Source organism: Variovorax sp. 01T432 (genome assembly GCF_056398605.1).
Genome location: NZ_JBFTPS010000015.1, coordinates 34,255 through 57,890, shown reverse-complemented (window position 1 = coordinate 57,890; position 23,636 = coordinate 34,255). Strand labels below are relative to the sequence as shown.

Here is a 23,636-nt window from a genome sequence, read left to right as displayed (position 1 = left end):
GGATTCAGCTCACTCCCACTCGATCGTCGCCGGCGGCTTGCTGCTCACGTCGTAGGTCACGCGGTTGATCCCGCGCACCTCGTTGATGATCCGCCCCGACACCTTCTTGAGCAGCGCATAGGGCAACTCGGCCCAGTCCGCCGTCATGAAGTCGCTGGTCTGCACCGCGCGCAGCGCCACGACGTAGTCGTAGGTGCGGCCGTCGCCCATCACGCCCACGCTCTTGACCGGCAGGAAGACGGCGAAGGCCTGGCTGGTGAGTTCGTACCAGTTCTTGCCGGTCGCGTCGTCCTTGAAGTTGCGCAGCTCCTCGATGAAGATCGCATCGGCGCGGCGCAGCAGGTCGGCGTATTCCTTCTTCACTTCGCCCAGGATGCGCACCCCCAGGCCCGGGCCCGGGAAGGGATGGCGGTACACCATCTCGGGCGGCAGGCCGAGCGCCACGCCGAGTTCGCGGACTTCGTCCTTGAACAGGTCGCGCAAGGGTTCGAGCAACTTCAGGCCCAGCTGCTCCGGCAAGCCGCCGACGTTGTGGTGGCTCTTGATGGTGACGGCCTTCTTGCTCTTCGCGCCGCCGGACTCGATCACGTCGGGGTAGATGGTGCCCTGGGCGAGCCACTTGGCACCCTTGGCGCCGGCGCTGGTCAGCTTGGCCGCCTCCTGCTTGAACACGGTGACGAACTCGCCGCCGATGATCTTGCGCTTGGCTTCCGGGTCGCTCACGCCCGCCAGTTTGCCGAGGAACAATTCGCTCGCATCGACACGAATCACCTTCGCGTGCAGTTGGCCGACGAACATGTCCATCACCATGTCGCCTTCGTTCAGGCGCAGCAGCCCGTGATCGACGAACACGCAGGTGAGCTGGTCACCGATCGCGCGGTGGATCAGCGCGGCGGCCACCGATGAATCGACACCGCCCGACAGGCCGAGAATGACCTCCTCGTCGCCCACCTGCCGGCGGATCGCCTCGACGGCTTCGGCAACGTGGTCGCGCATCACCCAGTCGGGCCTGACGCCGCAGATGCCCAGCACGAAGCGCTCGAGAATCGCCTTGCCCTGCTGCGTGTGCGTGACTTCGGGGTGGAACTGCACCGCGTAGAAGCGCCGGTGCTCGTCGGCCATGCCGGCGATCGGGCAACTCTCGGTGGAGGCCATCAGCTTGAAGCCCGGAGGCAGCTCGGTGACCTTGTCGCCGTGGCTCATCCAGACATTGAGCATGCCGTGGCCGTCATCGGTCGTGAAATCGGCGATGTCCCGCAGCAGCTCGGTGTGGCCGCGCGCCCGCACCGCCGCGAAGCCGAACTCGCGCTTGTGGCCGCCTTCGACCTTGCCGCCCAGCTGGTGCGCCATGGTCTGCATGCCGTAGCAGATGCCCAGCACCGGCACGCCGAGCTCGAACACGGCCTGCGGGGCCTTGTCCGTCGTCTCTTCGTACACGCTCGCGTGGCTGCCGGACAGGATGACGCCCTTGAGGCTGCCGTCCTTGGCGTACTCGCGCACCCACTCGTCGGTGACATCGCAGGGATGGACCTCGGAGAGCACATGCGCCTCACGCACGCGCCGCGCGATCAGTTGGGTGACTTGCGAGCCGAAATCGAGAATCAGGATCTTTTGATGTTGCATGAGATGCCGATCACTCCGCGCGGTAGTTCGGCGCTTCCTTGGTGATCTGCACGTCGTGCACGTGGCTCTCGCGGATGCCGGCCGTGGTGATCTCGACGAACTCGGCCTTGTTCTTCATGTCCTCGATGGTGGCGCAGCCGCAGTAGCCCATGCTGGCGCGCAGGCCGCCGGCCATCTGGTAGATGATGGAGACCATCGAGCCCTTGTACGGCACGCGGCCTTCGATGCCCTCGGGCACCAGCTTGTCGGCGTTCGGATTGCCGGTGGTGGATTCCTGGAAGTAGCGGTCCGCGCTGCCCTGCTGCATCGCGCCGATGGAGCCCATGCCGCGATAGCTCTTGTAGCTGCGTCCCTGGAACAGCACGATCTCGCCGGGCGCCTCTTCGGTGCCGGCGAACATGCCGCCCATCATCACCGTGCTGGCGCCGGCCGCGATGGCCTTGGCGATGTCGCCCGAATAGCGGATGCCACCATCGGCAATCAACGGAATGCCGCTGCCCTGCAAGGCGGTCGCGACGTTGTCGACCGCCATGATCTGCGGCACGCCCACGCCGGCCACGATGCGCGTGGTGCAGATGGAACCCGGGCCGATGCCGACCTTCACCGCGTCCGCACCCGCATCGGCCAGCGCGCGGGCCGCGTCGCCGGTGGCGATGTTGCCGCCGATCACGTCGACCTGCGGATAGTTTCTCTTGACCCAGCGCACACGCTCGATCACGCCGGAGCTGTGGCCGTGGGCGGTGTCGACCACGATCGCGTCGACGCCGGCCTTCACCAGCGCTTCCACGCGCTCCTCGGTGCCCTCGCCCACGCCGACGGCGGCGCCCACGCGCAGGCGACCGCTGGCATCGCGCGCGGCGTTCGGGAAGCTGGTCTGCTTGGTGATGTCCTTGACGGTGATGAGGCCCTTGAGCTCCCACGCGTTGTTGATGACGAGCAGGCGTTCGAGCTTGTGCTTGTTGAGGAGCGCCTTGGCATCGGCCAGCGTGGTGCCGTCCGGCACGGTGATGAGCTTCTCCCGCGGCGTCATGATCTCGCTGACGGGCACCTCGTAGCGGCTCTCGAAGCGCAGATCGCGCCCAGTGACGATGCCGACCACCTTGCCGCCATCGAGCACCGGGAAGCCGGAGATGCCGAGCTGGTCGGACAGCGCCATCACCTGCCGCACGGTGTGCGTCGGCGTGATCACCACCGGGTCGCGCAGGACGCCGGATTCATAGCGCTTCACCTTGGCGACGTGGGCGGCCTGCTCGGCGGGCGTGAGGTTCTTGTGGACGATGCCGATGCCCCCTTCCTGCGCGATGGCGATCGCAAGGCGTGCTTCCGTCACGGTGTCCATCGCGGCGGAGACCAACGGCAGATTCAACGTGATGTTGCGGGACAGTCGGGTGGCGAGGGAGGCGTCCTTGGGCAGGACCTGGGAGAACGCTGGCACCAACAACACGTCGTCGAAGGTGAGCGCTTTGCCGAGAAGGCGCATGGGTGAAGCTCCAAAAGACGGATTGTAACGACGCCCTAGGTACTTGCCCGGACCGAGGGACATGCGCCTTGGAGCGCGCGTTCGACCGTAAAGCCGCCCCAAGAGACCCAAAGCGTTGCGAAAATGCCAGCCGGCACGTTGCAAAACGTAAGGCGGCGCTAAACTGCCGCCCATGAAGATCGCGCACTTGCTCGTACTGGGATCGGTCCTTTTGCTGCCGCTGGGCGCGCATGCCCAATGGCAATGGATCGACAAGAACAACAAGAAGGTCTTCAGCGATCAGGGACCACCGCCCGATATCCCCGAGAAGAATATCCTGCGCCGGCCCGGAGCGGCCCAGGCACGCGTGACCCTCTCCCCGGCCGCATCCACCGCCGCGCCGCCGGCGGACGCCGCGCCGCAGGCACCAGCCCCAGTCGCGGCGGGTGGCGCCAAGCCCACCGGCGTCGACAAGGAGCTGGAAGAAAAGGCGCGCAAGGCCGAGGAAGCGGAAAAGGCCAGGAAGGCGGCCGAAGACCAGAAGCTCGCGCAGGCCAAGGCCGACAACTGCAAGCGCGCGCTCCAGAGCAAGGCGACTTTCGACAGCGGCATCCGCATCGCCCGCACGAACACACAAGGCGAGCGGGAGATCCTGGACGACAAGGCCCGCGCCGAGGAAACGCAGCGTCTGCAGTCGGTCATCGACTCCGACTGCGCCAGGTAGGCGTCGTCCCCCCGGAGGGCCGAGCTAGTAGCCGGCCTTGCCGCCCTTGCGCCGACGGGCAAACAGGCCGGTTCCTCGCGCACCCTGCTGGCGGAATCGCTCCCGCCGCGCCACCTTGGGATCGACCGTCAACGGACGGCACAGCTCGACTCGATCCAGTTCCTCGAGCACATGGTCCCATTCCACTGCCCGGCCCCAGACGCCGGGCGTCATGGCCTGCCAGTCGAGCTGGGGAAAGCGCGCGCCGAGGCTGCTGGCGAGCACCGCGTCCCGCGCCGTCGCCCCCTGCGCCAGGCGCACGGTCTCCTCGAACACCTCGCGCGGCGCCGGCGAGCAGGTCACGGTCACCAACGGCATCAGGCCTTGCCGAAGACGTGCCCGGCGCGCTTGACGAAAGCCTCGACCAGGTTGGAGGCGATCTTGTCGAACACCGGCCCCACCAATGCCTGCAGCGCGAAGTTGCTGAAGCCGTAGCTGAGATTGAGCTCGACGCGGCAGGCGCGCTCGCCATCTTCGCCCACGGGGGTGAACTTCCAGACGCCATCCAGGTTCGAGAAGGGGCCGCTGACGAGCTTCAGATGCACTTCGCGGCCGGGAACGTGGGTGTTTCGGGTGGTGAAGCTCTGGTGAAAACCACTGAAGGCCAGCCCGACCTCGGCGGTCATTCCGGCCTCGTCCTGCTCGATCACCTTGGCCTTGTCGCACCAGGGCAGGAACTCGGGATACCGGGCCACATCGGTGACGAGGCTATACATCTCGTTGGCGCTGTACCAGATGAGGACGGACTTGTGGAYTGTTTTCATAGAATCGGCACAGCGTGCGCGACGGATTGTATTGAAGCCATGCAGCCTCACCTGATTCAACATGGCCACAAAAAAACAAGACCCCTCCACCCGCATCGCCGACAACAAGAAGGCGGCGTACAACTATTTCTTCGAGGAACGCTTCGAGGCGGGGATGGTGCTGGAAGGCTGGGAGGTCAAATCCCTGCGCGAAGGCAAGGTGCAGCTCACCGACGGCTATGTCGTGATCCGCGACGGCGAACTGTTCGTGATCGGCTGCCAGATCAACCCGCTCAAGTCCGCGTCCACACACATCAGCCCCGATTCGGTCCGTACCAAGAAGCTGCTGCTGCACAAGGAACAGATCCGGCGCCTGATCGGAAAGATCGAGCAGAAGGGCTACACCCTGGTGCCGCTCAACTTGCACTGGAAGGCCGGCAAGGTGAAATGCGAGATCGCCCTGGCCAAGGGCAAGGCCGAGCATGACAAGCGCGACACCATCAAGGACCGCGAAGGCAAGCGCGAGGTCGAGCGGGCCATGAAGAGCCGCAGCCGCTGAAGGAAACGAAAACCCCATGGCGATCAAACCCCTCGATGCCGCGCGCACCAATCCGCTCGAAGGCGGTCCCAGCTTTTCGCTCTCCAACCGGATCTTCCGGGCGGTGTGGAATGCGACCTGGGCTGTGCTGGCCTCGTGGACGCCGCCGCAGATGCGCGCCTGGCGCCGATTCCTGCTGAAGCTCTTCGGGGCGCAGGTGGGCGCGGGAAGTGACGTTCGCGGCAGCGCGCGCGTCTGGTATCCGCCGCATCTGCATCTGGCCGACCGCGCCATCCTCGCCGAGCGCGTGATCTGCTACAACATGGCGCCGATCTCGCTCGGCCGCGCCGCGCTGGTCTCGCAGGGCGCGCACCTGTGCGCCGGCAGTCACGACATCGGGTCGGCCACCTTCCAGCTCACCGCGCAGCCGATCACCATCGGCGCCGGCGCCTGGATCGCGGCCGAAGCCTTCGTCGGGCCGGGAGTCGAAGTCGGGGAATGGGCCGTGCTGGGTGCCCGAAGCGTCGCCTTCCGGTCGCTGGAGCCCTGGACGGTGTATGGCGGCAACCCGGCGAAGCGGCTCAAGCAACGTGTGATCCGCGGCGACCGCTGAGGCATTTTTTCCGGCCGCACGGAATAAACCGGGCCATCCCGGCGTTGGTGAATCCATGGACACTCGCCGGCTGGTCGATCACATCCCGAGTCTGCGCCGCTATGCCCGCGCGCTGACCGGCGACGCATGGGCCGCGGACGACCTGGTGCAGGACACGCTGGAGCGCGCCTGCAGCAAGTGGCGGCTGTGGACCGCGGGCAGCGACCTCCGGGCCTGGCTGTTCACCATCATGCACAACGTGTTCGCGAGCCAGGTCCGACGCGCGACGCCGCGAACGATGGTTGACATCGACGACGTGGTGCATGAACTGCGCGGCGTCGACTCGCACCGCGACCAGGCCATCGACCTCCAGCGCTGCCTGCTCCTGCTGCCTGAACACCAGCGCGCCGTGCTCCTGCTGGTGGCGCTCGAGGACCTCTCCTACGCCCAGGTCGCCAGGGTGCTGGACGTCCCGGTGGGCACCGTGATGTCGCGCCTTTCACGCGCGCGGGTGCGCCTTCAGGAACTGATGGAAGGCGCGCCGGCGCTGGCGCATCGGTCCGGTCTGCGACGCCTGAAATAACCGCACCCATTGCCATGAACCATCCCACGCCGCCACCCGACACCGATCAGCCCGCCTGGAGGGCCCAGCGCGAGGCGCTGCGCCGCCTGCACCGGGAAGTGCTCGACGAACCCGTGCCGCCCGCCCTGCTGGCCGCGGCCGGGCTTGCCGAGGCGCATCACGCCCGGCAGGCACGCTGGATGCGCTGGGGCGGCGTGGCGGCCGGCGTGATGATGGCCTTCGGCGCCGGCTGGCTGGCGAACGACCAATGGGCCGACATGCGCACGGGCGAGACCCTGGCGAGCGCTCCCATGGCGACGCGCGAGTTCGTGCATGCGGCATCGGTCGCGCACGCGGTCTATGCGCCCGAGAAGCGTCACCCGGTCGAGGTGGTGGCGGCCGAGGAGCAGCACCTGGCCCAATGGCTGTCGAAGCGGCTCGACAAGCCGATTAAGGTGCCCGACCTCACCGCCCAGGGCTACTCGCTGGTGGGTGGCCGCCTGCTGCCAGGCAACGAGGGCGCCCGCGCGCAGTTCATGTACGAGCGCGCGGGCGGTGAGCGCATCACGCTCTACATCGGCAGCCTGAACGACACCACCGACAAGACGCGGTCGGGCGAAACCGCATTCCGCTTTTCGACGGACGGCCCGGTGCCGAGCTTCTACTGGGTCGACCATGGTTTCGGCTATGCGCTGGCGGGTTCGCTTCCGCGCGATGTGCTGTTGGGCCTCGCGAGCGCGGTGTACCGCCAGCTTTGAAAGGACCGGGCGCTAGACTGTGCCGGTCACACCTGTTCTTAACCGAAGGAGAAACTTCATGAAACTGCTCAGCGCTTCGATCCTTGCCGCCGCCCTGCTCGTTGGATGCGGCAGCATGTCCAAGATGGCCTCCGCGCCGGATACCCCGACGCGCACCGCCGACGGCGTGCTGATCGGCCCGACAGGCATGACGCTCTACACCTCCGACCGCGATCCGAAGGACAGCGGCAAGTCCCTCTGCAACGGTGGCTGCGCCACCAACTGGCCGCCGCTGATGGCCAGCGATACCGCCAAGCCGATGGGGGCCTACACCATCATCGTGCGCGACGACGGCAAGAAGCAGTGGGCCTACAAGGGCTCGCCGCTCTACTACTGGAGCAAGGACACGAAGCCCGGCGACAAGACGGGCGACGGCATTCTGAACGTATGGAAAGTCGCGCGCCCCTGAGCGGGCACCCGAGGCCGCCGCCCGTCAATGCGCGGCAGGCAGCGCCTGCTGCCGGGCCTCGCGCCGGTCGCGCAGGCCCAGCAGTTCGTTGAACACCAGCGAGCCGATCACCAGCAGCCCCCCCGTGAGCACGCTCGGCTCGGGCTCTTCGCCGGCACCGAGCCACGCCAGGGCGATGCCGAAGATGACTTCGAGCAGGGCGAGCAGCGCCACTTCCGGCGCCTTCAGGATGCGCGCGCACATCACCGAAAGCACGCACGGAATCGCCAGCTGAAACAGGCCGAGGAATGCGAGCAGACCCAGGTCGTGCGCATTGGCCTGGAAAGGCCACGCCAGCGGCAGCGTGGCAAGGCAGGAGACCGCCGCGCCGATCAGGACGGCCGGAACCAGGTCGATGTCATGCCCTTTCGCGTGCGCATGCTGGACGACAGTCCAGTTGCAGGCGCCCGCCAGGGGCACGCACAAGGCGACCAGCGTGCCCATCAGCAGCCCCTCGGCCAGTTGCGCACCGTACATCCAGCCGATGCCGAGGCCCGCGAGCACGATGGCGACCCAGGTACGCCCCGGCAGCTTGTGGCCGATGAAGATGCGGGTCGCGAGCGCCGTCAACAAAGGGCCGAGGGCCATCGTTACGAGCACATTGGCCACGCTGGTCATCGTGAGCGCCACCATGAAGGCCGTGAACATCACGCTCCAGCAGAGGCCGGAAACCCAGAGCTCGCGGCCGCCCTGGCGCATCTTCAGGAACACCGCACGCCCCTGCCAGGCAGGCAGGATCACGAGCAACGACAACAGCGTGAAGAAGGCGCGCCAGAAGGTCACCTCGAAGCTGCGCGCGAACTCGAGATGGCGCGTGACAACGCCGGCCGTCGCCCACATCAGCGTGACGGCAACCATCAGCCAGGCGGCACGGCCGTGCGTCAATCTCACGATCTCTATTCGCGGGAAGCGCGCTTGCGCTCGTGTTCCTTCAGGTAGCGCTTGCGCAGGCGAACGCTCTTCGGCGTGATTTCGACCAGTTCGTCGTCCTCGATGAATTCCACGCCGTACTCGAGCGTCAGCTCGATCGGAGGCGTGACCTTGATCGCGTCTTCCTTGCCCGACACACGGAAATTGGTCAGTTGCTTGGTGCGCGTCGCGTTGACCACCAGGTCGTTGTCACGGTTGTGGATGCCGACGATCATGCCCTCGTACACCGGATCATTGGCGCGCACGAACATGCGTCCGCGGTCGTCCAGCTTGCCCAGCGCGTACGTGAAGATCTCCCCGTCGTCCATGGAAATCAGCACACCGTTCTTGCGCCCGCCGATGTCACCCTTGTGCGGTTCGTAGCTGTCGAAGATATTGGAAATCAAGCCCGAGCCGCGCGTCAGGTTCAGGAATTCGTTGGTGAAACCGATTAGACCACGCGCCGGGATGCGGTATTCCAGGCGCACACGGCCACGGCCGTCCGGCTCCATGTTGACCAGATCGCCCTTGCGCTCGCCCATGGCCTGCATCACGCCGCCCTGGTGCTGCTCTTCGATGTCGATGGTCACCATCTCGATCGGCTCGTGCTTGACGCCGTCGATGTCCCGGAACACCACGCGCGGCTTGGATACCGCCAGCTCGTAGCCTTCACGGCGCATGTTCTCCAGCAGGATGGTCAGGTGCAGTTCCCCGCGGCCCATGACTTCGAAGATGCCTTCTTCGTCGGTTTCCTTGACGCGCAGGGCCACGTTGTGCTGCAACTCCTTCTGCAGGCGGTCCCAGATCTGGCGGCTGGTGATGTACTTGCCTTCACGACCGGCCAGCGGGCTGGTGTTGACGCAGAAGTTCATCGTCAGGGTGGGCTCGTCCACCTTGAGCATCGGCAACGGCGCCGGGTTGGCGGGGTCGGTGATCGTCACGCCGATGCCGATGTCGGAAAGGCCGTTGATCAGAACGATTTCGCCCGGACCGGCTTCCGTGGCCTGCACGCGTTCCAGGCCCTGGAAAGTCAATACCTGGTTGACGCGGCCCTTGATAGCCTTGCCGTCCGGCCCCTCCATCACCACGACGTCCATCATGGGCTTGATGGTTCCGGCGCTGATGCGGCCCACGCCGATGCGCCCCACGAAGGTCGAGAAGTCGAGCGCGGAGATCTGCAGTTGCAGCGGCGCCGCGGGATCGCCCTCCTGGGCCGGCACATGCTTGAGCACGGTATTGAACAGGGCCGACATGTCGGGCCCCCACTGCTCACCCGGGGCGCCCTCTTCCATCGACGACCAGCCATTGATGCCCGATGCGTAGACCACGGGGAAATCCAGCTGTTCATCGGTCGCGCCGAGCTTGTCGAACAGGTCGAAGGCGGCATTGACCACGAAGTCAGGGCGCGCACCAGGCTTGTCGACCTTGTTCACCACCAGGATGGGCTTGAGACCCAGGGCCAGCGCCTTCTTGGTCACGAAACGCGTCTGCGGCATCGGGCCTTCCTGGGCGTCGATCAGCAACACCACGCCATCGACCATGCTGAGGGCACGTTCCACTTCGCCGCCGAAGTCGGCGTGGCCGGGGGTGTCCACGATGTTGATGTGCGTGCCTTGCCAGGTCACGGCGCAGTTCTTGGCCAGAATCGTGATGCCGCGCTCTTTTTCGATGGCGTTGTTGTCCATCACGGTGTCGACCACCTTCTCGTGCTCCGCGAAGGTGCCGGACTGGCGCAGCAATTGGTCGACCATGGTGGTCTTGCCATGGTCCACGTGGGCAATGATGGCGATATTGCGGATTTGCTTCTGGGTACTCATGGTGTCGTTTCGCAGAGAGATGCGTTCAAAAGAATTTGCTGGATTTCGATGGGGTTCAGCAAGCGCCCCGGGATCAGTTCGTTGGCCGTCACGTGGCCGGTGCCGAGAAACGCATGCGGCTCGCTACCGAACACGGCCACCTCGGCGGCATCGGGCCAACTGCCGCGGCGACGCAGACCCGAGAGAAAGCGAGCCGCATCTTCGGCGCCGAGCGTGACACGGCCGTGGCCGGCCACGAGGGATTCGGCAGGCAACAGGCGCGCCAGGCGTTCTTCCTCGTCCATGGCTTCCAGCGCGTCGAGCGTGATGCACTGCGCGACGCCGAAATTGCCCGTCGCCAGGCGGCGCAGCGATCTCAGGTGGGCGCCGCAGCCGAGCGCCTCGCCGATGTCCTCGCCGAGCGTGCGAATGTAGGTGCCCTTGCTCACACTGGCGACGATGCGAATCGTGTCCGCCTCCGCTGCCGCGGAAATCGTCAGCGCATGGATCACGACGTCGCGCGGCGCACGTTCGATCTCGATGCCCTCGCGGGCATATTCATACAGCGCCTTGCCGTCCTTCTTGAGCGCGCTGTGCATCGGCGGCACCTGGCGAATCGGTCCCGTAAACCGGGCCTGCACCCGCGCGAGATCATCGGGCGTCACCGCGACGGGCCGCTCGGCGATCACATCGCCCTCTGCGTCCCCGGTCGAGGTCTTCACGCCCAGACGGGCGATGGCTTCGTAGATCTTGTCGGCATCAAGGTGCAGCTGACTGAACTTGGTCGCCGCGCCGAAGCACAGCGGCAGCACGCCGGTCGCGAGGGGATCGAGCGTGCCTGTATGCCCGGCCTTTTCGGCGCGCAGCAACCACTTGGCCTTTTGCAAGGCCTGGTTGCTGGAGAGACCCAGCGGCTTGTCGAGCAGCAACACCCCGTGCACAGGGCGCCGCTGCACCCTTGTGCGTGGCGCGTTCATCGTCAGTCGTCTTTCGAACGAGACGCGACGGCCTGCGCAATCAGCGCATTCATGTCGGCCGCGCGCTCGGTGGTGCGGTCGAACAGGAAGTGCAGCGTGGGCACCGTGTGAATATGGAGGCGCTTGAAAAGGCCGTTGCGCAGGAAGCCCGCGGCCTGGTTGAGCGCTTCGGTGGTCTGCGCGGTGTCCCCCGTGAGCATGCTGAAGTAGACCTTCGCATGCGCATAGTCGGGCGTGACCTCGACCGCCTGGATCGTGACCATGCCCACGCGCGGGTCCTTCAACTCGCGCGCGATCAACTCCGTCAGATCCCGCTGGATCTGATCGGCGACCTTGAAGGCGCGGTTGGGGGTTGCAGCTTTTCTCTTGGGCATGGCCGGTTTCGAAGGGTTCGCTGGGGGCGCTTACAGCGTCCGGGCGATTTCCTTGATCTCGAAGAACTCCAGCTGATCACCTTCCTTGATGTCGTTGTAGTTCTTGAGCTTGATACCGCACTCGAAGCCTTCGCGCACTTCGCGCACGTCGTCCTTGAGGCGCTTGATCGAATCGACTTCGCCCGTATAGACCACCACGTTGTCGCGCAACAGGCGGAAATGCGCGCTGCGGTTGACAGAACCCGAGGTGACCATACAACCCGCAACCGTACCGATCTTGGACGCCACGAACACCGTGCGGATCTCGGCGGAGCCGATGATCTCTTCGCGCCGCTCGGGTGCCAGCATGCCGGACATGGCAACCTTGATCTCGTCCACAGCGTCGTAAATGATGCTGTAGTAGTTCAGTTGCACGCCGTTGCCTTCGGCCAGCTTGCGCGCACCTGCATCGGCGCGCACGTTGAAGCCGATCACGATCGCCTTCGAAGCGATGGCGAGGTTGATGTCGCTCTCGCTGATGCCGCCCACACCGGCGTACACGATCTGCACCTTGACCTCTTCGGTCGCCAGCTTCTGCAGGGACTGCGCCAGTGCTTCCTGCGAGCCTTGCACGTCGGCCTTGATGATGATCCGCAAGGTCTGCACTTCGCCCGCCGAAAGGTCGGTGAACATGCTCTGCAGGCTGGAGGCCTGCTGCTTGGCGAGCTTGGTGTTGCGGAACTTGCCGGCACGGTAGGTCGCGATCTCGCGCGCACGGCGCTCGTCGTTCATCACCATGAACTCGTCGCCGGCTTGCGGCACCTCGGTCAGGCCCTGGATCTCCACCGGGATCGACGGACCCGCGGTCTTGATGGACTTGCCATCCTCGTCGATCATGGCGCGCACGCGACCATAGGTCGAGCCGGCCAGCACCACGTCGCCGGTCTTCAGCGTGCCGGATTGCACGAGCACCGTCGCGACCGGGCCACGGCCCTTGTCGAGCTGCGCTTCGATGACCAGACCCTTGGCGGCGGCATCCACCGGCGCCTTGAGTTCCAGCACCTCGGCCTGCAACAGCACCTGTTCGAGCAGATCGTCCACGCCCTGCCCCGTCTTGGCGGAAACCGGCACGAACGGCACGTCGCCGCCGTACTCTTCAGGCACGACCTCTTCCGCGACCAGCTCCTGCTTGACGCGATCGAGGTTGGCATCGGGCTTGTCGATCTTGTTGATCGCGACCACGATCGGCACGCCGGCCGCTTTCGCGTGCTTGATCGCTTCCTTGGTCTGCGGCATGACGCCGTCGTCCGCCGCGACCACCAGGATCACGATGTCGGTGGCCTGGGCGCCGCGGGCACGCATGGCGGTGAACGCCTCGTGACCCGGGGTGTCGAGGAAGGACACCATGCCGCGCGCCGTCTCCACGTGGTAGGCGCCGATGTGCTGCGTGATACCGCCGGCTTCGCCCGCGGCGACCTTGGCGCGGCGGATGTAGTCGAGCAGCGAGGTCTTGCCGTGGTCGACGTGGCCCATCACGGTCACGACCGGCGCACGCGGCAGTGCCTCGGCCTGCTGTGCCGACACGTCCTCGTCAGTGAAGGCTTCCGGGTCGTCCAGGGCGGCCACGACGGCGTTGTGGCCCATTTCTTCCACGATGATCATCGCGGTGTCCTGGTCCAGCGACTGGTTGATGGTCGCCATCTGGCCGAGCTTCATCAGTTGCTTGATGACTTCCGACGCCTTGACGGCCATCTTGTGCGCGAGTTCCGACACCGTGATGGTCTCGGGCACATGCACCTCAAGGATGCGCGCCTCGACCGGCGCGGCCTGCACGCGTTCTTCCTGACTTCCGCGATCATTGCCGCGACGCCCGCGCGGGCCTCCGCGCCAATTGCCGCGACCGACACCCCCGCTGGCATCGCCGCGGGTCTTGATTTCCTTCTTCTTGGCCGTGTCGCCCGCCCAGCTCGAAGAGAGCTTGGCCGACTTGACTTCCTTGCCGGCACCGCCGGGTGCTGCCGCCGCGCCTGCCGCGCCGGGCGCGGCTGGCGCTCCCGGACGGGCCGGGGGCGCCGTGGGCTTGTGCAGCGTGCCCTTGACTCCCGCCTTGGCGGCTTCGGGCTGCGGCTTCTCGGGCGCCTTGTGCGGCACCAGCACACGAGCCGGCGCGTTCATCATTGCGCGAATGGCTTCGGCTTCGGCGAGGGCCTTGCGGCGACGCTCGTCGAGGTCCTTGGCGCGGACGGCTTCCTCGTCGGCGCGAGCCTTCGATTCGGCGGCGACCTTGGCCTTGGCGTCCTCCTTGGCCTGCGTGGCCGCGGCCTCGGCGGCTGCCTTGCGGTCCGTCACGGCAGGGGCTTCCTCGGGCGCTTCCGGAGCGCCTTCGGTCGCGGTCACGGCCGCGGCGGCCTCTGCAGCCTTCTTGCGCGCCGCCTTGGCTTCCTGTTCGGCGCGTTCGGCCTGCTCGGCCCGCTCGGCCTTCTCGCGTTCGCGGGCTTCGGCTTCCTCGCGCAGGCGACGCTTCTCGACCAGTTCTTCTTCCTGGCGACGGATCAGCTCCGCCTGGCGGCGCGCTTCTTCCTCGCGGCGGGCGAGTTCGGCTTCCTCGATGCGCGGCGCGGCAGGCGCGGCTGCGACAGCGGGCGCCTCGGCCTGCGGCACCGGCTCGGCCGCCGCCGGATGGCCTTCATCGCGCTGGATGAAGGTGCGCTTCTTGCGCACCTCGACCTGGATGGTGCGGGCGCGACCGGTGGCATCGGCCTGCTTGATCTCGCTGGTCGACTTCTTGGTCAGCGTGATCTTCTTTCGCTCGGGCTCGAGCGTGCCATGACTGGCCTTCAGGAAGCCAAGCAGGCGCTGCTTGTCAGCCTCGGTGAGCGCGTCGGTCGGGGCAACCTTGGTCACCCCCGCGCTCTTGAGCTGGTCAAGCAGGATTTCGGGAGTCTTCTTGAGCTCGTTCGCGAACTCGGCGACAGTGGTACTGGACATATTGGTTTCGTGCCTCCATGACCGTCACTCTTGGCCGGCGAACCAATGTTCGCGGGCTTTCAAGATGAGGTTCTTGGCGTCATCGGCGGATTGGCCGGTGATCTCGGTGAGTTCATCGACCGCAAGGTCGGCCAGGTCGTCACGGGTGTGGACACCCGCCTCGGCCAATTTCGGAATCAGTTCCAGATCGAGGCTTTCGAGGTCGCGCAAATCCTGCGAGACACCCTCGACGTCCTCTTCCCGGGCGATTTCCATGGTCAGCAGCGCATCCTTGGCGCGCGAACGCAGCTCGTTGATCGTGTCCTCGTCGAAGCTCTCGATTTCGAGCAGCTCGGAGATCGGCACGTAGGCGACTTCTTCCAGGCTGGTGAAGCCCTCGGAAATCAGGATGTCGGCGATTTCCTCGTCGACATCGAGCTTCTCCATGAAGAGCTTGCGGCTGGCATCCGTCTCGGTCGCCTGCTTCTGGGCCGACTCGTTGGCGTCCATGATGTTGATCTTCCAGCCGGTCAGATCGGAGGCGAGCCTCACGTTCTGGCCGCCGCGGCCGATCGCGATCGCGAGATTTTCCTCGTCGACCACCACGTCCATCGCATGCTTTTCCTCGTCGACCACGATCGACGACACATTGGCCGGCGCGAGCGCGCCGATCACGAATTGCGCCGGGTCTTCGCTCCACAGGACGATGTCCACACGCTCGCCGGCCAGCTCATTGGTGACGGCATTGACGCGGGTACCGCGCACGCCAACGCAGGTGCCGATCGGATCGACCCGCTTGTCGTGGGAGAGCACGGCGATCTTGGCGCGCGAGCCGGGGTCGCGGGCGCAGCTCTTGATCTCGAGCAGGCCTTGTTCGATCTCGGGCACTTCCTGGCGGAAGAGCTCGACCATGAACTCCGGCGCAGAACGCGACAGGATGATCGGCGCACCGCGCAGGGTGAGGTCAACCTCCATGATCATGGCGCGCACGCGGTCGCCGTTGCGCAGGTTCTCCTTGGCGATCATCTCGCTGCGACGCAGCCGGCCTTCGACACGGCCAGCCTCGACGATGATGTCACCCTTGTCCAGGCGCTTGACGGTACCGGTGAAGATCTTCTCGCCGCGCGACATGAAGTCGTTGAGCAGCATCTCGCGCTCCGCGTCGCGGATCTTCTGCAGGATGACCTGCTTGGCCGCCATCGCGCCGATGCGGCCGATCGGCACCGAATCCACCGCTTCCTCGATGTACTCGTCGACCTCGATGTCGGGCATTTCTTCCTTGGCTTCGAACAGGAGGATCTCCTGGTCGGGGAGCTGCAGGCCGGCTTCGTCCGGGACGACATGCCAGCGGCGGAAGGTCTCATAGTCACCGCTGTCGCGATCGACGGCGACGCGAATGTCCACGTCGCCCTGGTAGAGCTTCTTGGTGGCTTGCGCCAGGGCGGACTCGACCGCGCCGAAGACGACGTCACGTTCGACGTTCTTCTCGCGCGAGATCGCATCCACCAACATCAACATTTCGCGATTCATGCCACCACTCTCCTCGTTCAGTCCGACACCAACGTGCCAGGTTTGGGCCTGCGCCCCTTGAAATCCACTATCGGGGCGAGCCGCGCCTCGCGCAGCTCGTCCAAAGCAAAACCCAGCGCCTGCAGGGGTGCGGGCGCGCGCTTCTTGCTGATCTTCTGTCCGGGCTTGGGCGCCGGAGCATCGCTCCAGACAATCTGCCAACCCTGCGTGCCATCGGCCGCTGCGACCCGCTCCAGCGTGCCGCGAAATTTCTTGCGACTGGCCGACACCTGGCCGGCCGCCGCCGCGCCCATCGGCGCCTTCAGCGTGATGTCGATGACCTCACCGACAAAACGTTCGAAATCCTGCTCATTGCGAAGCGGCCGGTCAATACCCGGCGACGAAACTTCGAGTCGCTTGTAGTCGGCGCCGTCCACTTCGAGCGCGAACTGCAACTGGCGCGTGACCTTTTCGCAGTCTTCCACGGTCACCAGAGGCTCCGGCACACCCGCTGCGACAGCTTCTGAAGTGGGGGCTTTCCAGGGCAAATCAATCGTGACGCGCAGCAATCCCCCGGCCGATCGTTCGATCTCGACCAGGTCGTAGCCGAGCCCGGCCACGGTTTGTTCCACTGTCTGCTGCAATGCCACGTGTCTGTATGCGCCTTTTGAGTTGCCCGATGCCGCCGTCCCCAGCCTGTCCGCCCTGCCTGCCATCTACCCGCTTTGCGGCATCGAAATGCTTCGACCAATAAAAAACGGGCGGTTGGTACCCGCCCGTTTGGTCGTGAGCCTCGAATTATATGCCAAACGCGTTAATTAAGAGGGGTTTCTACGCACCCGGGGCAGCTTTAGGGCCGCGGAGCGCCGCCAGACGGATGCAAACAGAAGCGCCCCGAACGCCAGAACGGCCGCGGCCACCAGCAAGGGGACGGCGAAGGAGCCTGTTCGCTGCGCCAGCGGTGCCGCGAACAGCGGTCCGAGGATCTGGCCGACGCCATAGGACGCCGTCGCATAGCCGATCAGCCCGGCGGCGGCGTTGCCGCGCAATCGCCGCGCTTCCCTGACCGCGAACAGGGTGATCGCCGTGAAAGGCATGCCCAGCAGCAGACTGCCCAGGGTGAAGCCCGCGATGGTCGGCCAGACCACGGACAGCACCACGCCGGACGCTTGCAAAGCATAGGCCACGGCAAGCAGCAGGCGGTTGTCCCAATGGGTGGGGGCGCGGGCGCCAATCAAAGCGCCCGGGACGATCGCCAGACCAAAAAGGGGCCAGAACAGGTCCGGCCAGGGCGAACCAGGCAGGGCCCGCCGCGCAATCACCGGGAGAAAGGTTGCCGTGATGATGTAACCGAAGCCGGCGAGGCCGTAGAGCGCCACCAGCCAGCGCGCGTCGTGACGTGCGGCGGCCGATTCCGTGATCGTCGGCGCCGCTGCCGCGTGGCCAGGCGCGCCGCTGGCTGGCGGTGCGGCATCGCCGAAGATCCGCCAGATCACGGCGATCAGCACCAGCGACAGCAGCCCGAACCCGATCCAGCCGGCCTCCGAGCCCCAGCGCCCAACGGCCCCGCCCAACAGACCGGTGACGGCGATACCGATGCCCGGCCCCGTGTAGATCACGCCCGCCAGCGCCGGCGATCCGGTCTCGGCCAGCCGCCGCAGGCCCCAGCCGGAGGCGAAGACGAAGGTCCAGGCGCTCATCACGCCGGCGGCGGTCCGCAGCACTCCCCAAACCGCAAACCCGTGAAGCAGCCCCATTCCGAGCAGCAGTGCCGCCGTCGCCACCAGACCGCCGCGCACCATGCTCGCGGGGCGCAACCGGATCGCCGCGCAGGAAAGCGCGCCGAGGAAATAGCCGAGGTAGTTCAGCGACGCCAGGACGCCGCCGGCCTGCAAGTCCAGCTTCCCCTCCTGCAGCATGACGGGCAGCATCGGCGTGAACGCGAAGCGCCCCAGGCCCATGGCCACGGCCAGCGTCACCATGCAGGCCAGCGCCGCCCGCCAGGCGCCTCGCCTGTCATTTCCGATCAACGACATTCCAAGCTCTCCGGGTTCTTTCAATCCGCCAGGGCGGCCGCGACCAGCTTCTGGGTATAGGGGTGCGAGGGCGCATCGAGCACTCGCCCGACGGCGCCGGACTCCAGAATCGCGCCGTCTTTCATGACGATGACCTGGTGCGCCATCGCGCGGATGACCTCGACGTCATGCGTGATCAGCAGATAGCTCAGCCCGCGCTCGCGCTGCAGGCGCTGAAGAAGCCCCAGCACCTGCTTCTGGATGGTGACGTCCAGCGCGCTGGTGGGTTCGTCGAGCACCAGCAGCTTCGGGTCGACGATCAGGGCCCGCGCAATTGCCAGCCGCTGCCGCTGGCCGCCCGAGAACTCGTGCGGATAGCGCTGCAGCAGCGAGGGAAACTGCGCCTCGGTCAGCCCGACATCGTCCAGCGCGGCGATCGAGCGAAGGCGGCGCGCCCCCGTGTCGAGTTCGGGCGCATGCACCGTGAGCCCCTCGCCGACGATCTGTTCGACCGTCATGCGCGGAGAAAGCGAGGAGAACGGATCCTGAAAGACCACCTGCATCAGCCGGCGCAGCGCGCGATCGCTGTTGCCGCCCGCGGCCCACTGGCGGCCGGCCACCGCCAGCTCACCCTTGTGCTTGAGCAGGCCGAGCGCGGCCAGGGCGAGCGTCGATTTGCCCGAGCCGGACTCGCCCACGACCCCCAGCGTCTCGCCCGGCGCGATGCGGAAATCGGCACCCTGGACCGCCACGAACTCGCCCTTGCGGAACCATCCCGCGACACCGGGCCGCGGTACTGGATAGATGACGCGCAGCGCCCTGGCCTCCAGCACCGGTGCCGCATTCCCCAGCGGGGGGACGGGCGCCACGTCCCGCGTCGGACGGCTGTCGATCAGCCTTCGCGTGTAGGCATGACGGGGCGAGCGGAACACGGCGGCCACGGCGCCCTGCTCGACAAGGTGGCCGTCTTCCAGCACCGCCACGCGATCGGCGAAGCGGCGCACGAGGTTGAGGTCGTGCGTGATCAGCAGCACCGCCATGCCGTGCTTGCGCTGCAGTTCGGCCAGCAGGTCGAGAATCTGCGCCCTGACCGTGACGTCCAGCGCGGTCGTCGGCTCGTCGGCCAGAAGAAGGCGAGGCTTGCACGCCAGCGCCATCGCGATCATGGCGCGCTGCCGCTGGCCGCCGGACAGCTGGTGCGGAAACGCCCTCGCCCGCCGCGCCGGCTCAGGAATGCCGGTGTCCGCCAGCAATTGGACCGCCGCCTCCTGCGCGTCCCGCGCCGAGAGCCCCTCGTGAAGCTCAAGCACCTCGGCAATCTGGTCGCCCACGCTGTAGAGCGCGTTGAGCGCCGTCATCGGCTCCTGGAAGATCATCGCGATCTCCTTGCCGCGGATGCCGCGCAACTGCGCCTCGGGCAGGGACAGCAGGTCGCGCGTCGGGGCGCCGCCGGCCACGCCGGCGAAGGTCGCTGCGCCGGAGATGTCGGCGTTCTGCACCAGCCGCAGCAGACTCAGCGCGGTCACGGTCTTGCCCGAACCCGATTCACCGACCAGCGCGAGCTTCTCGCCTTGCGCAATATCGAGGTCGATCCCGTGCACGACCTCCTTGCCGCCGAAAGCGACGCGCAGACCCCGGACATTCAGCAGTGGCTGGTTCATTGCTTTTCGGCCTTCCGCGGATCGAGCGCATCGCGCAGCGCGTCGCCCATGAAGGTCAGGAGCATCAGCGTGAGCACGAGCACCCCGAAGGTCGAGAGCGAAATCCACCAGGCGTCGATGTTCGCCTTGCCCTGGCTCAGCAGTTCACCCAGCGACGGCGTGCCGGGCGGCACGCCCAGGCCGAGGAAGTCGAGCGAGGTCAAGGCCAGGATCGCCGCGCTCATGCGAAAGGGCAGAAAGGTGACGACCGGCACCATGCTGTTGGGCAGGATGTGGCGCCACATGATCTGCAGGTTGCCCACGCCCAGCGCCCGCGCGGCCCGCACATAGTCCATTTGCCGGTTGCGCAGGAACTCCGCGCGCACGTAGTCCGACAGGCCCATCCAGCCGAACAGGCTCAGCAGCACCAGCAGCAGAGCGACGCTGGGCGCGAAGATGGCGCTGAAGATGATCAGCAGGTAGAGCTCCGGCATCGAACCCCAGATCTCGATGAAGCGCTGGAACGCGAGATCGGTCTTGCCGCCGAAGAAGCCCTGGACGGCGCCCGTGATGATCCCGAGCACCACGCCGATGACAGTGAGCGCCAGCGCGAACAGCACGCTCACGCGGAAACCGTAGATGAGCTGCGCCAGCAGGTCGCGGCCGCGGTCGTCGCTGCCGAAGAAGTTCTCGCGCGAAGGTGCCGCCGGATTCGGGGACTTGGCGAAGTAGTTGAGCGTTCGGGGGCCGTAGGGATTGGGCGCGTAGATCGCCCAGTTGCCGCCCGAAGTGATGCGCTCGCGGATGAAGGGATCGAGGTAGTCGGCCGGCGTCTCGAAATCGCCGCCGAAGGTCTTTTCAGAATAGTCGCGCAGCACGGGGAAGTAGGTCTGCCCCTCATAGCGCACGACCAGCGGCTTGTCCGTCGAGAGCACTTCGGCGAACAGGCTCAGCACGACCAGCAGCGTGAAGACGACGAGGCTCCAATAGCCCAGCCGGTTGCGCTTGAAGCGCAGCCAGGCCCGGCCGGCGGGCGAGATCTGGGGCCTCGGGGCCGGGGCGGCGGGGCTAGTCAAACTTCACCCTCGGATCGACGGCCACATAGCAGAGATCGGAAATCAGCTTGGTCACCAACCCGATCAGCGTGAAGAGGTACAGCGTGCCGAGCACCACCGGATAGTCGCGCCGGATCACGCTCTCGTAGCTCAGCAGGCCCAGGCCATCGAGCGAGAACAGCGTCTCGATCAGGAGCGATCCGGTGAAGAAGGCGCCGATGAATGCGGCCGGGAAGCCGGTGATGATCGGTATCAGCGCGTTGCGGAACACGTGCTTCCAGAGCACCTGCCGCTCGGACAGGCCCTTGGCGCGCGCGGTCAGCACGTATTGTTTGCGGATCTCCTCGAGGAAGGCGTTCTTCGTCAGCATCGCCGTCACCGCGAAACTGCCCAGCACCATCGCGATGATCGGCAAGGTGATATGCCACAGGTAGTCGACGATGCGCGCCCCCCACCCCATGGCCTCCCAGTTCGAAGAGGTCAGCCCACGCAGCGGAAACCACTGCAGCTGCCCGCCGAAGACCACCAGCAATGCGACGCCGAGCACGAAGCCCGGGATGGCATAGCCGATGAGCACGATCAGCGTGGTGACGAAGTCGAAGCGCGAGCCCGCGCGCACCGCCTTCGCGACACCCAGCGGCACCGCTATCAGGTAGCTGATGAAGAAGGTCCACAGGCCCAGGCTGATCGACACCGGCATCTTTTCCTTGACGAGCTGCCACACGTCCTTGCGCTGGTAGAAGCTCTGCCCCAGGTCGAAGCGCGCGAAGGACTTGAGCATGACCCAGAAGCGCTCGAGGGGCGGCTTGTCGAATCCATAGAGCTGCTTGATCTCCTCGATGCGCTTGGGGTCGAGCCCCTGGCGGCCACGGTAGCCCGCCCCGCTGACGGCGGCGCGCTCGCCCCCCGAATCGCGGCCCTGGAGCTGCGAGACCATCTGTTCCACCGGCCCGCCGGGCACGAACTGGATCACCACGAAGGTCAGGATCAACACGCCCAGAAGCGTGGGCACCATCAGCAGCAGGCGCTTGAGGATGTAGCTGGCCATCGAATGCGTCCTACTTGTTGGCGGGCGAGGCCCACCATGTCGACATGGCCCAGGTGTCGGGCTGGTAGTACGGCGGAACGGTCGGCGGCAGCACGAAGCCGGCGGGCCGGTAGCCCACCAGGAATGCATCGCTGTACCACTGGGGGACCGAATAGAAGCCGTGCGACAGCACCCGGTCGAGCGAGCGCATTGCCGCCACGAGTTCCGGGCGCGTGGTCGCGACGACGATCTTCTGAAGCAGCGCATCCACCGCGGGGTCCGCGATGCCCCAGATGTTCGCGGAGCCCGGCGTGCCGGCCGCCTTCGAACCGAGAAGCTCGAACATCTCGCCGCCCGGCGCATTGCTGCCAGGGAGCCGCACGGTGGTCATCTCGAACTCGAAGTTGTCCATGCGCTGCTGATAAAGCGACCCGTCGACGGTACGCACGCGAAGATCGATGCCGAGCTTGCGCAAGGCGGTCTGGAAGGGTGTGATCACCCGGATCAGCGAAGGCTGGTTGTTGAGCAATTCGATGTCGAGTGCCTCTCCCTTTGCGTTGCGCAGCGCCCCGTCGCGATAGGTCCAGCCGGCTTGCGCGAGCAACTGCTGCGCCTGGCGCAGGTTGCCCCGCAGGCTGGAAGGCGGATCGGTCGAGGGCGACACGACCGCGGGCCCGAAGACTTCCGGCTTGAGCTTGGCGCGCAGCGGCTCGAGCAGCGCCAGCTCATCGGGGCCCGGCAGGCCCGACGCGTGGAACTCGCTGTTGGGAAAGTAGCCGTCGACGCGCTTGTACAGCCCATAGAAGAGTTGGCGGTTGAGCCATTCGAAATCCATTGCCAGGCCGATCGCCTGCCGCACCCGCACGTCCTGGAATTTCGGGTTGCGCAGGTTGAAGACATAGCCCTGGAAGTCGCCGGGGTTGCGGTTCTCGAAGACCTGCTTCTTCACCTCGCCCGAGTTGAACTGCTTGCCCTGGTATTGCCGAGCCCAGTTGCGCGAGATGAACTCGCGCATGAAATCAAACTCGCCGGCCTTGAGGCCCTCGAAGCGCGCGGTCTCGTCGAGATAGAGCTTGAAGCTGAGGCGGTCGAAGTTGAACTGGCCCTTGCGCACGGGCAGTTCCGCGCCCCAGTAGTTCGGGTCCCGCACATAGGTGATGTCGCGGCCCAGCCGCGGGCTCGCCGGCTTGTAGGGCCCGGAGGCGATGGGCAGGTCGCCGGTGATCTCGTCGAAGGGCTTGCCGCCGCCCCAGGCGCGGCTGAACACGGCCATGCCGCCGACCACCAGCGGCAGTTCCCGATTGGGATTGACGAAGTCGAAGCGCACGGTGCGCTCGCCCACAGCGACGGCGCGCTTGACTTCCGCATAGATGGTGCGGAACTGCGGCGCCGCCAGCTTGCCGATCAGCGTCTCGAAGGAATACACCACGTCGGCCGCCAGCACCGGAGAGCCGTCGTTGAAGCGAGCGTTCGGGCGAATGCGGAAGGTGGCCGAGAGCTTGTCGGGCGCGACCTCCACATCCTCGGCGAGCAAGCCGTAGGCCGTGGTCGCCTCCTCCGAGTTGCCGATCAGCAGGCTCTCGAACACCAGCACGCCCAGCCCGGCCGGGGCGGTGCCCTTGAGCGTGAACGGATTGAACTTGTCGAAGTTGGTGACCGCGATCGGCGGCACCATGCGCAGCTCGCCACCCTTGGGGGCCCGCGGGTTCACGTAGTCGAAGTGGGTGAATCCGGGCGGGTACTTGATGTCACCGAATTGCGCATAGGCATAGGCGGCCCACGAGGGGGCCGCCGAGAGTGCCAACACGAAAAGCAGCCAAGCTCGCATGCGAGAATTCTGCACAAGATTTACACGAGGTCGCT

The 23,636-nt window shown here is 66.2% G+C and carries 22 protein-coding genes; 6 read left to right on the top strand and 16 right to left on the bottom strand.

The genetic code is table 11. From position 1 onward, the window contains the following. Positions 1-9: 9 nt before the first annotated feature. A complete protein-coding gene (guaA, locus tag AC1DNF_RS13965; RefSeq protein ID WP_478149199.1) occupies positions 10-1,623 on the bottom strand; it encodes a glutamine-hydrolyzing GMP synthase in 1,614 nt (537 codons plus the stop codon). 10 nt (positions 1,624-1,633) lie between these two features. Continuing rightward, positions 1,634-3,103: an IMP dehydrogenase gene (gene guaB / locus AC1DNF_RS13960; protein WP_478149198.1), complete on the bottom strand. Its 1,470-nt coding sequence runs from the start codon at positions 3,101-3,103 to the stop codon at positions 1,634-1,636. Positions 3,104-3,275: 172 nt separating this feature from the next. On the opposite strand from guaB, the gene AC1DNF_RS13955 reads away from it, so the two are divergent. Beyond that, positions 3,276-3,806 (top strand): DUF4124 domain-containing protein, encoded by a 531-nt coding sequence (locus AC1DNF_RS13955; protein WP_478149197.1) that lies wholly within the window; start codon positions 3,276-3,278, stop codon positions 3,804-3,806. Positions 3,807-3,830: 24 nt separating this feature from the next. Here the strand turns inward: AC1DNF_RS13955 and AC1DNF_RS13950 are convergent, their stop codons facing one another. Both AC1DNF_RS13950 and AC1DNF_RS13945 read right to left on the bottom strand, forming a co-directional pair. Continuing rightward, positions 3,831-4,163 carry an RnfH family protein gene (locus AC1DNF_RS13950; RefSeq protein ID WP_478149196.1) on the bottom strand — a complete coding sequence of 111 codons (333 nt, stop codon included), beginning with the start codon at positions 4,161-4,163 and terminating at the stop codon, positions 3,831-3,833. Then, positions 4,163-4,609, bottom strand: a complete 447-nt coding sequence (locus AC1DNF_RS13945; protein ID WP_478149195.1) for a type II toxin-antitoxin system RatA family toxin — start codon at positions 4,607-4,609, stop codon at positions 4,163-4,165. Before AC1DNF_RS13945 ends, AC1DNF_RS13950 begins: the two co-directional genes overlap by 1 nt. 61 nt (positions 4,610-4,670) lie before the next feature. On the opposite strand from AC1DNF_RS13945, the gene smpB reads away from it, so the two are divergent. From smpB to AC1DNF_RS13920, 5 genes are read left to right on the top strand one after another with little or no spacing between them, the layout of a single operon-like run. Continuing rightward, positions 4,671-5,147, top strand: a complete 477-nt coding sequence (smpB, locus tag AC1DNF_RS13940; RefSeq protein ID WP_478149194.1) for an SsrA-binding protein SmpB — start codon at positions 4,671-4,673, stop codon at positions 5,145-5,147. A 16-nt stretch (positions 5,148-5,163) separates the two neighbouring features. Beyond that, positions 5,164-5,739, top strand: coding sequence for an LbetaH domain-containing protein (locus tag AC1DNF_RS13935; RefSeq protein WP_478149193.1), 576 nt, complete (start codon positions 5,164-5,166; stop codon positions 5,737-5,739). A gap of 55 nt (positions 5,740-5,794) precedes the next feature. Continuing rightward, on the top strand, positions 5,795-6,301 hold the full coding sequence (locus AC1DNF_RS13930) for an RNA polymerase sigma factor (protein ID WP_478149192.1): 507 nt from the start codon (positions 5,795-5,797) through the stop codon (positions 6,299-6,301). A 14-nt stretch (positions 6,302-6,315) separates the two neighbouring features. Continuing rightward, on the top strand, positions 6,316-7,038 hold the full coding sequence (locus AC1DNF_RS13925) for an anti-sigma factor family protein (protein ID WP_478149191.1): 723 nt from the start codon (positions 6,316-6,318) through the stop codon (positions 7,036-7,038). Positions 7,039-7,096: 58 nt separating this feature from the next. Beyond that, positions 7,097-7,486: a COG4315 family predicted lipoprotein gene (locus AC1DNF_RS13920; protein ID WP_478149190.1), complete on the top strand. Its 390-nt coding sequence runs from the start codon at positions 7,097-7,099 to the stop codon at positions 7,484-7,486. Between the two features lie 24 nt (positions 7,487-7,510). On the opposite strand, the gene AC1DNF_RS13915 is transcribed toward AC1DNF_RS13920, so the two are convergent. The 12 genes from AC1DNF_RS13915 to AC1DNF_RS13860 all read right to left on the bottom strand — a co-directional run bounded on the left by AC1DNF_RS13915 (position 7,511) and on the right by AC1DNF_RS13860 (position 23,601). Then, positions 7,511-8,416, bottom strand: a complete 906-nt coding sequence (locus AC1DNF_RS13915) for a DMT family transporter (RefSeq protein ID WP_478149189.1) — start codon at positions 8,414-8,416, stop codon at positions 7,511-7,513. Between the two features lie 5 nt (positions 8,417-8,421). Then, a complete protein-coding gene (gene typA, locus AC1DNF_RS13910) occupies positions 8,422-10,251 on the bottom strand; it encodes a translational GTPase TypA (RefSeq protein WP_478149188.1) in 1,830 nt (609 codons plus the stop codon). Then, positions 10,248-11,207, bottom strand: coding sequence for a tRNA pseudouridine(55) synthase TruB (gene truB, locus AC1DNF_RS13905; RefSeq protein WP_478149187.1), 960 nt, complete (start codon positions 11,205-11,207; stop codon positions 10,248-10,250). Before truB ends, typA begins: the two co-directional genes overlap by 4 nt. Positions 11,208-11,209: 2 nt before the next feature. Continuing rightward, positions 11,210-11,581, bottom strand: coding sequence for a 30S ribosome-binding factor RbfA (rbfA, locus tag AC1DNF_RS13900; protein ID WP_478149186.1), 372 nt, complete (start codon positions 11,579-11,581; stop codon positions 11,210-11,212). 30 nt (positions 11,582-11,611) lie between these two features. Continuing rightward, entirely contained in the window at positions 11,612-14,548 is a 2,937-nt protein-coding gene (gene infB / locus AC1DNF_RS13895) for a translation initiation factor IF-2 (protein ID WP_478149185.1), read from the bottom strand. A gap of 24 nt (positions 14,549-14,572) precedes the next feature. After that, a complete protein-coding gene (gene nusA, locus AC1DNF_RS13890; protein WP_478149184.1) occupies positions 14,573-16,057 on the bottom strand; it encodes a transcription termination factor NusA in 1,485 nt (494 codons plus the stop codon). A gap of 17 nt (positions 16,058-16,074) precedes the next feature. Further along, the gene (gene rimP, locus AC1DNF_RS13885) at positions 16,075-16,686 is read right to left on the bottom strand and encodes a ribosome maturation factor RimP (RefSeq protein WP_478149183.1); all 612 of its coding nucleotides are present in this window, start codon (positions 16,684-16,686) and stop codon (positions 16,075-16,077) included. A gap of 168 nt (positions 16,687-16,854) precedes the next feature. Continuing rightward, complete coding sequence (locus AC1DNF_RS13880; protein ID WP_478149182.1) at positions 16,855-18,072, bottom strand: YbfB/YjiJ family MFS transporter; 1,218 nt, start codon at positions 18,070-18,072, stop codon at positions 16,855-16,857. Between the two features lie 20 nt (positions 18,073-18,092). After that, positions 18,093-19,712 carry an ABC transporter ATP-binding protein gene (locus AC1DNF_RS13875; protein ID WP_478149181.1) on the bottom strand — a complete coding sequence of 540 codons (1,620 nt, stop codon included), beginning with the start codon at positions 19,710-19,712 and terminating at the stop codon, positions 18,093-18,095. Beyond that, positions 19,709-20,767 carry an ABC transporter permease gene (locus AC1DNF_RS13870; RefSeq protein ID WP_478149180.1) on the bottom strand — a complete coding sequence of 353 codons (1,059 nt, stop codon included), beginning with the start codon at positions 20,765-20,767 and terminating at the stop codon, positions 19,709-19,711. The genes AC1DNF_RS13875 and AC1DNF_RS13870 overlap by 4 nt, the downstream gene beginning before the upstream one ends. Next, positions 20,760-21,794 (bottom strand): microcin C ABC transporter permease YejB, encoded by a 1,035-nt coding sequence (locus tag AC1DNF_RS13865; protein WP_478149179.1) that lies wholly within the window; start codon positions 21,792-21,794, stop codon positions 20,760-20,762. The genes AC1DNF_RS13870 and AC1DNF_RS13865 overlap by 8 nt, the downstream gene beginning before the upstream one ends. 10 nt (positions 21,795-21,804) lie before the next feature. Next, complete coding sequence (locus tag AC1DNF_RS13860) at positions 21,805-23,601, bottom strand: extracellular solute-binding protein (protein ID WP_478149178.1); 1,797 nt, start codon at positions 23,599-23,601, stop codon at positions 21,805-21,807. Positions 23,602-23,636: the final 35 nt, after the last annotated feature.